Source organism: Thermogemmatispora onikobensis (genome assembly GCF_001748285.1).
Taxonomy (GTDB): Bacteria; Chloroflexota; Ktedonobacteria; order Ktedonobacterales; family Ktedonobacteraceae; genus Thermogemmatispora; species Thermogemmatispora onikobensis.
The window spans coordinates 104,268-116,156 of sequence record NZ_BDGT01000009.1 but is presented as its reverse complement, the minus strand read 5'-3'; the positions used below and the strand labels follow the sequence as shown (position 1 = coordinate 116,156).

General features: G+C 60.2%; 10 protein-coding genes. 3 read left to right on the top strand and 7 right to left on the bottom strand.

Features of this window, described 5'->3' with window-relative positions; all coding sequences use genetic code 11:
• Both BGC09_RS06365 and BGC09_RS06360 read right to left on the bottom strand, forming a co-directional pair.
• On the bottom strand, nt 1–1,620 hold a 1,620-nt coding region (locus tag BGC09_RS06365; RefSeq protein ID WP_069803056.1), incomplete at its 3' end, for a serine/threonine-protein kinase.
• A gap of 136 nt (nt 1,621–1,756) precedes the next feature.
• Nucleotides 1,757–2,023 (bottom strand): helix-turn-helix domain-containing protein, encoded by a 267-nt coding sequence (locus tag BGC09_RS06360; protein ID WP_069803055.1) that lies wholly within the window; start codon nt 2,021–2,023, stop codon nt 1,757–1,759.
• A 386-nt stretch (nt 2,024–2,409) separates the two neighbouring features.
• Here BGC09_RS06360 and BGC09_RS06355 point away from each other — a divergent pair, with 386 nt between their 5' ends.
• The 3 genes from BGC09_RS06355 (at nt 2,410) to BGC09_RS06345 (ending at nt 4,341) form a co-directional block, all read left to right on the top strand.
• Nucleotides 2,410–2,625, top strand: coding sequence for a hypothetical protein (locus tag BGC09_RS06355; RefSeq protein ID WP_141727662.1), 216 nt, complete (start codon nt 2,410–2,412; stop codon nt 2,623–2,625).
• Nucleotides 2,626–2,665: 40 nt separating this feature from the next.
• A complete protein-coding gene (locus BGC09_RS06350; RefSeq protein WP_069803053.1) occupies nt 2,666–3,508 on the top strand; it encodes a hypothetical protein in 843 nt (280 codons plus the stop codon).
• Between the two features lie 65 nt (nt 3,509–3,573).
• A complete protein-coding gene (locus BGC09_RS06345; RefSeq protein ID WP_069803052.1) occupies nt 3,574–4,341 on the top strand; it encodes a hypothetical protein in 768 nt (255 codons plus the stop codon).
• A gap of 65 nt (nt 4,342–4,406) precedes the next feature.
• Here BGC09_RS06345 and BGC09_RS06340 read toward each other — a convergent pair whose 3' ends face one another.
• The 5 genes from BGC09_RS06340 to BGC09_RS06320 form a co-directional block, all read right to left on the bottom strand.
• Nucleotides 4,407–6,032 (bottom strand): serine/threonine-protein kinase, encoded by a 1,626-nt coding sequence (locus BGC09_RS06340; RefSeq protein WP_069803051.1) that lies wholly within the window; start codon nt 6,030–6,032, stop codon nt 4,407–4,409.
• Between the two features lie 73 nt (nt 6,033–6,105).
• Nucleotides 6,106–6,879, bottom strand: a complete 774-nt coding sequence (locus tag BGC09_RS06335) for a metallophosphoesterase family protein (RefSeq protein WP_069803050.1) — start codon at nt 6,877–6,879, stop codon at nt 6,106–6,108.
• A gap of 470 nt (nt 6,880–7,349) precedes the next feature.
• Nucleotides 7,350–9,044: a helix-turn-helix domain-containing protein gene (locus BGC09_RS06330; RefSeq protein ID WP_069803049.1), complete on the bottom strand. Its 1,695-nt coding sequence runs from the start codon at nt 9,042–9,044 to the stop codon at nt 7,350–7,352.
• Nucleotides 9,045–9,338: 294 nt separating this feature from the next.
• The gene (locus tag BGC09_RS06325) at nt 9,339–10,154 is read right to left on the bottom strand and encodes a tetratricopeptide repeat protein (protein ID WP_069803048.1); all 816 of its coding nucleotides are present in this window, start codon (nt 10,152–10,154) and stop codon (nt 9,339–9,341) included.
• 63 nt (nt 10,155–10,217) lie between these two features.
• Nucleotides 10,218–11,801 (bottom strand): MiaB/RimO family radical SAM methylthiotransferase, encoded by a 1,584-nt coding sequence (locus BGC09_RS06320; RefSeq protein WP_069803047.1) that lies wholly within the window; start codon nt 11,799–11,801, stop codon nt 10,218–10,220.
• Nucleotides 11,802–11,889: the final 88 nt, after the last annotated feature.

Genomic DNA, 11,889 nt, shown 5'->3' with positions numbered 1-11,889 from the left:
AATGGTGAACGTGGCGAGCATGATCAGCAAACCACCGAAGTGAGAGCGCCAGGCCTGGCCAAAGGACCGGAAGTGAGCGCGCCGGGCTAGCCAGCCGGTGAAGACAGAAGCCAGGGGCCAGCCAGCCAGGGCGACGGCGCTCTGCCAGGTGCTTGGGAAAAAGCGGTTTGCTGGCAAGAGCCTATTGAGTTCCCAGAGTGCTGCGGTAAGAAGGCTGCTCACCAGGGCGCCGCGCCAGCTTCCGAAGACTTTCCCTGCCAGGGTAGGGGTGGCCGGTAACAGCAATAGCATAGCCACCAGAGTGATCACGGCCCAGCTCGGTGCAGTCCTGGTCGTAGGAGGAGAGAGGTAAGCCAACAAGAAAAGTGGTAGAGTAAGGCCGAGCGCCAGCAGCACGTAGAGCAGCATGCCGAGAACCTGGCGTAGTGTAGCTTTGCCGCGTGTGAGCGGCAGGTAGTTGAGAGGGAAAGGCGGTGGAGGCAGCGACCACGGGGCCCGGCTGGCGGCAGAGGCGGACGAGGGAACCATCATGGAGGCTGAGGGTGAAGGTCGGCGCACCTGGCGCGGTGTCTGGCTGCTCCGGGGAAGGCGGGATTCTGACCTCCCTCGACCGTGGGACGGTGTGGGACGAGATGCGGGGAAGGGGGAAGAAGGGTGGCCTGGGGGCAGGAGGTAAGGGGTAGTCTCCTGCTGGAAACTGGTTGGGGGCGGAAGCCTGAGAGGAGCACTCTCAGTTGGAATGATGCCGGAGGCCATCAGCGACGCGGAGGAAGAGAGAAACTTGTCAACAGCGGAGCCACGCATGGTCTCGGTCGTGGTCTCTTCCAAGGCGATAGCGAACTCCTTCACGCTGGCGAAACGCGCGCGCCAATCCTTGGCTAGAGCGCGCTGAATGGCCGCTTCGGTATCCGGCGGGATCTCTGAGACATGCTGACGGAGGGAGGGAGGCGGGACCATGCAGTGTTGGGCTGCCACCTCGGCAAAGCTGCCTGTAAAGGGAGGGACGCCAGCCAGCCATTCGTAGAGGGTCACGGCCAGTGCATACTGATCGCTCTCGGGACGCGGATGGCCAAGGATCTGCTCGGGAGCCATGTAAGTCACCGTCCCCGCCAGATCCTGGGTACTTTGCAGGCGGGTACTGACGGCGATGGTCGCGATGCCGAAGTCAGCGAGCAGCACCTGGCCATCACGGCCAATCAGCATGTTTTCGGGTTTGACATCGCGGTGGACGATGCGGGCCTCATGAGCGTAGTGCAGCGCCTCGGCGATCTGGCGCGTGTAGTCCAATGCCACGAGGAGCGGTAGCCGGCTGCCAGCTGGATACCGCTGGCGCAGTGAACCGCCGGGAAGGTGGTCCATCACCAGATAGGGGAAGCGCCCTTCGTGCAGGCCAAAGTCGAGGACGCGCACAATGTGCGGATGGACCAGGGCGGCAATGGTTCGCGCCTCACGGCGGAACTGCTCGATCGCCTCCTGATTGGCCACCTGGTTCAGAATCTTGATCGCTGCCTGCATGCCCAGGTGAAGGTGAGTCGCCAGATAGACCTGAGCAAAGGAACCCTGGCCTAGCAAGCGTTCCAGGCGGTAGTGCCCCAGCTGCAGACCGCTGTAGTCAGACATTGCTCGTTTCCTTCCTTCTGAAGGCTCTTTCTCTGCTCCTCCCGCCAGTAGTGTATCAACTTCTCGTCTTCACTGTCAAGTTACCTATTTAGCAGTAGGATATCGCTTCAGAATAGCGGCGAGTCACCATGTCACCTTAGCCAGGATTATTCCATTTGCAAGAAAGCGTTTCTGTCATTTGTATGAACAGCTCCAGGATAGCTTTATCTTCTCCATCGAGCTGGAGAACGTGCCCGAGCAGTTGAAGCCATTCCTTGCTTGGGTAGCGCTTCCCATGTTCCAGCCGCCAGATGTAGTTAGCGCTGCACCTCATACGGCGCGCTAATTGCTCCTGGGAGAGGCCATGTCTACCGCGCAGGGCCTTCAGCCACTGCTGGAAGTGATTTCTGTTGACTTGCTGCATGATATTGCTCCTTCGGTTCCCTGTCTCAGGCAAGCTTGCCTGAGACACATTGTTTTGCTCACAATTTATTGATATAGTTAGATTCAGTTAGAAGCCAAAGACTCCGGCAAATGTACCAAAAACTACTATGGGTCATGTGACCACTATAGAAAGAGCATGGGAAGGGTGGCCAGGCGATTCCATTGCTGGTGGTCTTAATTAGGAGCGGTCCGGCGTGATGGGAGTAGGAGTCGCTAGATAGCATATACGAGCATGAGAGAGGCTGTGAGGAAGAACTGGCGGCCTGCATCAGTCGAGAGGAGAAGTGGCCATGCCTGACTCCGCTGAAACATCTGTTGGACCAGCATAGCCAGCAGGCCTACACTCTGGGAGCGATTCATCAGACCATGCTGGATCAGGTACAGCAGAAGCTAATGGCCCTGCGTCAGGGAGATGGCAACCCTTCCCTGGCCTTCAGTGGAGACCTGGCTGATGAGGTGGAGCGGCGCTACAATCAGATCGCAACTTCGCTGAGACGATTGCTGGCAAGTGACAGCGATCCCGGGCAGCAGTTCTGTGAGAGACAGTCGGTGATCAATGAGCAGGTGAAAAGCTCTCTATGACTGGGAACTGCGGAATCTAGGGTGGATTCTATTCGTTGATATGCTTGTACTGGCTGTCGGGGTGATCTGCCTTGCAGGCGTGGCAGGTGGGTCCTTTGGCGTGGGCGCTCTGCCATTGGGTATTGCCTTTCTCGTGGTGGACGTGGGGCTCTTTGCGATGGAACTCGCGGGGCCTCTCATATTCGGGCTCATCGCCTCGCTGATGAATGTGTCGTTGCTTGCTCTCCAACTACTTGAGAAGTCGGTCGAGAAACAGGTGCAGGTTCCAGTTCAGCCGCAGCCGCAGCAGCAGCCGGAGCAAACTCCTGAGCCGCAGGCCACGCCAAACGTGCTCGTCGATCCCTTCCCAATTGATCCCACAGTGAAGAAGCGAGATAAGGATCACTGTGAGGTGGGTACCTTTGAGAGGGCTTCGGCTCTCTATGGAGAAGGCTTCGCTGAAGATGTTCGCGAACACCACCCTGTCTACTGGTGCTATATTCTGATGGAGTTACTGGATATCGATGAGGAAACGCTGCGACGCTTTGGTGGTCTGACTGAGCTGGAGGCCAATTTACGCCTCGGGGAGAGTTCCGCAAGGTTCAAGGGCGCCTTCTTTGAACTGCAGTGGGTTCATGATCATCTCTCTCTGATTGCAAGCTTGGAACCGGTCGCCCCCGATGGTGATCTCGGGCCTGATGCGATAGATATTTATGGGGATATAATTGATTTAAAGTCTTACGATTCGAAAAATATAAGATCCAATATCGAAGACTTAGAAAAACAAATAGAAAGGTTTATACGTTATTATGTAAATAGAGTAATATATTTAATATTTGATGCGAATAAATTATGCTCTGGAAAACTTCCGAATTCTATTGTGAATTTTTTTGTCAAAATATAAAGGAAAAATAGTAGCTGTTGTGAGTACCGTGAAATATAGTGTTTGAATGATGTGGAGTGATAGATATGAAGACAACCCAATTCTGGTATATGGGCTTAAGGAGGCCGGAGGACTTTCGCGATCCGGGGATAGTGCGTCCCTTTCTGGAAGCGCTGGTCAAGCGGGGCTTTATTCTGCTGGATATGTGGGGGGGAGGGGAGGAAAGAGAAAGGTTTCTTGATCTGTGGTATGGCATACTGTTTTTCCCGGAGAGGGAGGAAGTGAGGGGGCTGACGGAGCAGGAGCGGGCGGCGCTGCTGGAGCCGAAGATCTGGCCTGGATTGGAGGAGCGGCTCCGGCGCTTCTGCAGCGAGCCGCTTGATCCGCAGGAGCGGGTCGCGATTGATGTCTATGCAGCGGCGCAAGAAGGGGAGCTGAAGGGGTTGGATTGGTGCTTTGTGCTGTACTGTCCGGCGGAGGAGGAGGAGGAAGTGCCGGCGGAGATGGCCTATGCATTGGTGACGGAGCAATTGCTGAAGACGGAGGGGAAACAGGGGTTTTGGAGGAGGGAGCTGCCGCTATTGCTCTATCGGTACTGGAGGCCGCTGGTGGTGTATCTGGTGGAGCAGACGGAGCGGCCTTTGCCGCGGGGAGAGGATGAGCGAGTGGAGATCAGGTATCTGTACGGGGAGAACCTGTACAGTGCGGAGGTAGTGGAGCGTTGGGGGAGGGAGCGGCTGAAGGGGACGCCGGGGGCGTGGGTGGAGGAGCTGGAAGGGGGAGGGCTGTGGTTGCACGTCTACAGGAGGGAGGAAGCGATGGCCTATCTGGGGTTAGAGCTGCCGGTGTGGTGAGGGCAGAGAGAGACAGGCGTAGGCTGGAAGCAGGAGCAAAACATTGGTCTCCCTCCCCTGTGCCCTCAACCCTGTTGGCGCTCGAGCCATTGCTGCAGGGCCATCTCAACCAGCGCGCTGACCAGAAGCATCACCAGCAGGGACGCCAGCACACTCCACAACAACCCGTTCGTCAGGCCAGGGATCAACGTTGCCAGCGTCACCAGCAAAGCCAGCGTGACCTCGGCCATGCCTGTCTTTCCCAACAGATTGCCCAGCAGCGGCCCCAGCACCAGCAGCAAAGCGCCTGGCAGCAAAGCTAAGAGCGCCCGCTCCAGACCGCGCAGCGTACGGCGCTCATAGATCCAACCAGTCAGCAGCGCCGCTATAGGAGGCATGAGCAGAAATGGAGAAAATGACAGCCAATGCCCTGTCAGACTGATCGTCGCCAGAAAGAGCGCATAGACCCCATTGACCACTGCTCCGCGCCAGCTTCCCCACAGTGCTCCTGCCAACAATGTGCCGCTGCCCACCAGCGAGCCACCGATCGCCGTATAGAGCCAGAGAGGCAAGCCCAGCGTCTGTAAAGGTGGGCGCAGTAACAACAATGGCAGGAACGGCACAATCAGCACAACAGCGTAGATAGCCAGATAGAGAAGCTGCTTCGGCCTGACTGGACCTCGCAGGAGCGGCAAATAATTCAGGGCCATTGGAGGTGGAGGCAGGCGCGGCGGAGGCGCCCCCGTCTCAGCATAATACGAAAAAGCAACGGGAGCCTGCTCTGTTGGCAGAGCCGCGGCGGCTCCAGCCGAGAGGAGGCCTCCCCCAGACGCCGACAAAGGCAGCGACGCGCCGGCGCCAGCCATGAGCACCGCCACCCCGCTGACCTGCTCCAGCGCCTCCGCAAAAGCGCGCACCGAAGGGAAGCGGGCGCGCCAATCCTTGGCCAAAGCCCGCAGAATGACCTCCTCTACCGCCGGCGGTAGCTCAGGCACCTGGGCGCGTAGAGGAGGTGGCATCACCGTGCAATGGCGCACTGCCACCTCGGCAAAGCTGCCCGTAAAAGGCGGTGCTCCACAGAGCCACTCATAGAGCACCACCGCCAGCGCATACTGATCGCTCTCCGGGCGTGGGTGGGCCTGAATCTGCTCCGGGGCCATATAGAGCACCGTCCCCGCCAGATTCTGACTGCCAGCCATACCGTCCACAGCGTGGCCCAGCGATCCCGTTGTCTCCAGGATAGTCGCAATGCCGAAATCCGCCAGCCGCAGCAGGCCATCCTCTCCCAGCAGCATATTCTCCGGCTTCACATCCCGATGAACGATGCGTCGCTCGTGAGCATACTGCAGCGCCTCCGCCGCCTGGCGCACGTAGCTCAAAGCCAGCGCCAGCGGCAGACGACTCCCGCGCGGGTAGCGCTGACGCAACGAGCCGCCGGGCAGATAATCCATCACCAGATAGGGCAGGTGCCCCTCGTGCAGCCCAAAATCCAAGACGCGCACAATATGCGGATGCACCAGAGCGGCAATGGTACGCGCCTCGCGGCGGAACTGCTCGACTGCCTCGGGGCCGAGCGCCGCATGCAGCACCTTGACAGCGACCTGTGTCTGCAAGTGCACATGGGTCGCCAGATAGACCTGGGCAAAACTGCCGGCCCCAAGCAAGCGTTCCAGGCGATAGTGGCCGAGCTGCAGGCCGCTGTAGTCGCTCATTGCTCCTCTTCCTGTATAGCGTGTGATCAGCTCCCTATCTGGAGTGGGAGGGAGCTGGGTGGGCCAGCCGCGGCTAGCCCTGCTTTGCCACGAACTCCCCGCGCATAAAGCCCAGCAGATAATCGCTCGCCGGATGACGAGCGCGCCGGATCGCCTCCATCACCGCCTCTCGATCATAAGGAACGCGCCGCAGCTGAAGCTGGTAACCGCTATTATTGGCCTTCACAATGGCATAGCTAGCCACCAGCTCTGGTGTCACCGGATTGCTCACGCTGCCCAGATTCACCACGCGCACCCCAGCCACTGTACGATCAAGCGGAATATGGGTATGGCCAACGCAGATCAGATCGGCATTGCAATCCTTCACCAGGGCCTCCAGCTCGGCCTCGCTTAAGCGGGGATGGATGCCGGGGCCATCGTCAGTACCGGGGGCTGCATGTACCCCGAGCAAGCGTGTCCCATCGGGCAAGGTCAGCCGCTGCTCCAGGGGGAGGCGGCCCAGCCAGTCCAGCCAGCCCGTAGCCGTCAAATAGCCCTTGGTCCAGGCGAAACTCTTCACCGTGCTCAGCAGCTTGGGCAACAGCTCAAGGCGACCCTGAGCCCGTATCTGCTCGATCGAGATGGGCAGCTCATCACTTACCACATAGCGATCGGTATTTCCGCGCGTAAAACGCACCCGTGGCAGCTTCGTCACCCGCTCCAGCACGGCCACGGGATCATAGCCGATGGCAACCAGGTCGCCCAGAATCCAGTACTCATCGATTGGCCCCTGCCTCTGGATATCGGCCAGCACAGCCTCCAGCGCGATTGGGTTGCCATGAATATCCGACAAAATCGCAATGCGCATGCTAGAAGTCCTCTCTTCGCTGTAGCTCAGTTCAGTCAACTCAAGGTCTTCTATAGAGAAAGACGCATCTTTTACCGGAAAGCAGAACCGATAATATGATCAGAAAAAGCAGCAATGTGCTAGTGCCGGTTGCGGCTCGACAGCGATTGCTTGCGAGAGGGGGGTAGCCCTGGCTGGTTCTTGCTCTTCTCACCACCTGGTGGGAGGAAGCTCGACCAGGGCTCCCGAAAAATCCTGTGCACCCAGCGGCGCGCCGCGGTGTGGCGGTCCTGCTCGATCTCGCCTCAGTCAGGCATATCACAATGGTACATCTCTGTAAAGGATAGCACATCGATAGCTGTCTGGTAGCTATTCCAGACTATCGGGCTATGGCTGAGATTCCTGCCGGGGTGAGGAGAGACTCCTGACACGGAAGAGCAAAAACAAGGGCATAAGAGGAAGAAGGTTATAGGATTGGGTGGAGATACAGCTCAGCGTTCCTGAAGCATATAGCGGATTTTTAGAGCGATTTGCAAAGAGAGTCGCAGCTCTGAATCCTCAAGGGACTGGCCGAGCAATTCCTCGATGCGTTCCAGGCGATAGAGCAGCGAGTTGCGGTGCATATGCATAGCGCGCGCCGCCTCGCTGAGATTGCCATTACAGCGGAAAAAGCACTCCAGCGTCTCGATCAACTCGCCGCCGCGGCTGTCGTGTTCCAGCAGCGGGCCGAGCGTCTCGCGATAGAAAGCCGTCAGCTCCTCGTGGCCGTAGAGGTGGAAGAGGAGGCGATAGATGCCGAGGCGGGCGAACGAATGGAGGCGGCCCTCGCCGAAGAGGCGGCGCCCAATCTCCAGGGCCTGCTGGGCCTCCCGCATAGACTGTCCGAGGCCCTGGATCTGCTGAGCGATGCGCCCGACGCCCACCGAATAGAGAGGATCGCTCTCGTCGCGCGCCGGAGAGCGAGAGCTGCCAGCGGAGGTGCTCAGAAAATTGGTGCTTTGCTGAATCCGACTATGCACCCGTTCCAGGCGCGAGAAAAGCGCCTGCTCCAGCTCATGGTCGGAGCGCGAATCGCCGCCTCCCGTGCGCAGGTTGCCGAGCGGCAGCAGAGCCGTTACACGGTGCTGTTCCGCGACCACCCAGGCCGAAGGCCAGGAGCGCAGGAGCTCCTCGCGCACGCGCCTGCTCCAGCCGGCGGCGATGGTTCCGGCCAGAGGGGCTGCCTGCTGGGGGGAGAGTTCGAAGACCACCACCACCTGGGGAGGAGTCAGGTCGTGGCCAAGCAAGCGAGCGCGAGCCTGCATCTCCTCCGGCTGCTGGTAGTTGCCCTGCACCACATCGAAGAAAGCCTCCAGCTGATAGCGGCTCTCCACCTCGCTGCGCTCGCGCTCACGCACAAACTCCAGTGCCAGAATAGGAGAGACCTGGCCAAGCAGGAGGCGCTCCTGATAATCGAAGGTCTGTTCCCGGCCAATCAAGGAGAGATAGCCGACGATCTCGTGGCGGATGAGGATCGGGACCACGACGCGCGCCAGGCCCTCCTGGCGCAGAGCATCCTCGTCCTGTAGAGGAGGCAGGTTGATAGGTAGCAGGCCCTCTGGCTGGGCGGTGGGGGGAGCCACCTGCCAGCGAGGCGAGTAGTCCGCGTCCTGGACCACTACCCACTTGCCAGTCACACGCGCCAGATGCTCACAGAGGCCCTGGATACCGACGCCCTGTACGCTGAGCTGCATCAGCTGCTGAGCCACCTCGGTAGCGCGGCGCTCGACCTCGCTGCGGAAGCTGGCCACGAAGGTAATCACCTCGCGCACAATCTCCTCCAGCGGGGCCGAAGCCGGTAGATAGATCAGCGGCAGGTGCAGCCGATTGGCCATAGCCTCCGCCTCCGGTCCAAGGGCCTCGATCGAAGGGGCAGCGACCGCCACTGCGGCGATCCCTTCCCGATGCAGTGTCTGCAGCAGATGTGGCAATGTCTCATCGAGACGGCGCAGCTGAGTCAGGCTCAGCAAGGCCAGCTCGCCGCCACGGATACTTTCGAAAGCTGGCAGGCGGGCGCGCATTCGCAAGGCCCAGGTCACGCGGCGCTCCAGCCCTTCGGCGCCGGCCACCAGTTGGGCATCGCGGGAAGCGAGCAAGGTTAACACGTTGCGCACCGTCGCCGCCGAAGCAGGGGACGGGCTAGTCATCGCAGCGCCTCCATACAAGAGGGAAGCGCGGCGTTACCGCCGCGCCGTATTCGCAGCCGCACTCGCGCTGGCTCGCTGAGCCTTGCGCTTCTCCTGGCGTTTCTTCTCCTTCATCCGATGTTTGCGCTGAGCGACTCGTTTACGCTTATTCATAGCAAGCAAAACCTCTTTCCAGATCAGAGTAGTCTTGTCAATGGATGATAATAGAAGAGATTCACGGATTCAGGGCAGAGCAGAGCGGAGATAGCAGGAACGGCAACCGATGCCTGGGAGAGCAGGTCTTGCTCTCCGTTGTTACTCCTCGACATCGCTGCCGGACTCGAAATCGAGGTCGCTGTACTCATCGCTATCCTCGGTGCCCTCGTAGTACTCGTCCTCGCTGAGCAGCTCATCCTCCTCATCGCGGTCGTAGCGCAGCATGCTATCCTTGGTGTACGGTCTGACGAGTTCACCACCGGCCTGGGCTGGGAAGCTCACCGTCCCCACCATGCTCGGATGCTGATAGGACTCACTGATCACCACGCGGACGTGGTTGTTATCCAGTGTTGAGATCGCGGCCTCGTAGCGATTGCCGTGCTCCATCAACGTGATCAGGCGGTTAGCCAGCCGCGGCTCAATCTGGCCGATCCGCTCACCTGTAGCGGAGTGCACGTAGATCGCATGGCCATCGCGCTCAAGCTGGACCTTCTCGCCGGTGCTGACGCGGGCCAGCACCTGGGGTTCGGCCAGGTTGATCAGGTCGGTGGTTGTCCGCTTGCCTGGCTCCTCATTGAAGATCACCGGGTCGATAGCGACAGTGGCGGCATTGATGCGGGCCTGATCCTCCTGGATCAAGGCGAGCTGTTCCAGATTCTTGCGCGCGATCGTATTATTGGGATTGAGCTTGAGCGTCTGTGAGTAGGCCTCGCGGGCCTCGGCGTACATGCCCAGCTCGCGGTAGGCCTTGCCCAGGCGGTTGTAGGCCTCGGCCTCATTTGGGAAGAGGTTCAAGATATTCTTATTCGTGACCACCGCTTCCTGCCACTGGCTAGCCAGGGCCTGCTGAATGGCCAGCTCCGTCCACTGCTTTTTCAGCCGGGCCTTCTCCTCCGCCGATAGCGCTTGCGTCATCAGAAGCCACCTCCATCTACGAACGAACTGCGAAATGCCGCGGGCCAGGGCCTGGCCCGCCTATTATACCGCAACGGCGCAACCCTGCAAGGACCAGGCCGTCGCGCGCTCGATGCGCACCTGCACCAGGTCGCCGGGGCGCAGCGCCTCCAGATCGACGCCCGCCTCGCGTCCATCGTGGAAGGACAGATGTCCTTCGTCATCAGCGGGAGGGAAGTAAACCAGCTTATTGCCGCGGTTGCGGCCCTTCCACTGACGGCGGCCATGCAGCGTATTGCTCTCCTCGATCAGCACCTCCTCCACTCGTCCCACATACTGCTCATTCAGCTCCAGAGCAATGCGGGCCTGCACTTCCTCAACGGCGTGCAGCCGGCGCTTCTTCTCGGCCAGCGGCACATCGTCGGACCAGCGGGCCGCCACCGTGCCCGGGCGAGGTGAGTAGGCGGCCACGTGAACCACATCGAAGCGGATCTCCTCCAGCAGGTCGAGCGTATGCTGAAACTCCTCCTCGGTCTCGCCGCAGAAGCCGACGATGACATCCGTCGAGAGCGTCACACCGGGCCACCAGGCGCGCAGCTTGGCGATCAGCTCGCGGTACTCGGCGATGGTATAGCCGCGCTTCATGCGGAGCAGCACGGCGTCGTCGCCCGACTGCACAGGAATATTGACATGCTCGCAGACCTTGGGCAGGGCTGCCATGCGCTGGATCATGCGATCCGTCATGTGACGCGGGTAGGAGGTCATAAAGCGAATGCGCTTGAGGCCGTCGATCTCGCTCAGCTTCTCCATCAAGTCGGCCAGATCGGGCTGACCAGGCAGATCGAGGCCATAGGCCTCGATGGTCTGGCCGAGCAGTGTCAGCTCGCGGGCGCCCTTGGCCACCAGGGACTGCGCTTCGGCGTAGACCTCCGCCAGCGGGCGGCTGCGCTCACGGCCCCGGCGGTAGGGGACAATGCAGTAGGTGCAGACCTTATTGCAGCCCAAGATCACCGGCAGCCAGGCGGTAGGCGCCACATAGCGCGCCTCGATCTTGGTCGGATAGTGGGCCACGCGCTCGCCAGGGCGTGGCGTGATGGCCATTGGCAAGACCGTGCGCTGCCCGCTGCGACTGAGCGAGGTGGCGATGGTCGGCGCCGGCTGACTCTGATGCTGATGGGGGCGCCCCTCCGTCTCCGTCTCCGCCTCCCACGGCAGCGGCTGGAGCTGGTGCAGCTGGCCGCTCTCATCCTGATACTCGATATCCAGGCAGCCCGCTCCGGAGATAGGCGTCCAGCGCTCTTCGAGGAAGCGCGGCAGGATATCGGCCTGCTCTACCTTGAAGAGCAGATCGATATGGGGATAGCGGTGCGTCAGCTCGTCGATGGTCTTTTGATTGCCGATCATGCAGCCCATCAGAGCAATCAGCAGATCGCTGCGCCGCTCCTTCATCTGCTTGAGGCGCACCAGCAGATTGTGGGCTTTCTCCTCGGGCGCCCGGCGCACGCTGCAGGTATTGAGCACGACCAGATTGGCCTGCTCCAGGCTCGCCTCTTCCCACCCCAACTCATCAAGCATGCTCTGAATGCGCTGCGAGTCGGCCTGATTCATCTGACAGCCGACCGTCCAGATGTGGTACTTCCCCTTGGGAATGGTGGCAGTTGTGGTCATGATGGATCGTCCCTCTCCGAGCCTCAAGGCTTTACATGCATGCTTCCTTCGGTTCTTCGCGTCCTCTGGCTGCTTCTCTCTGCTTCTC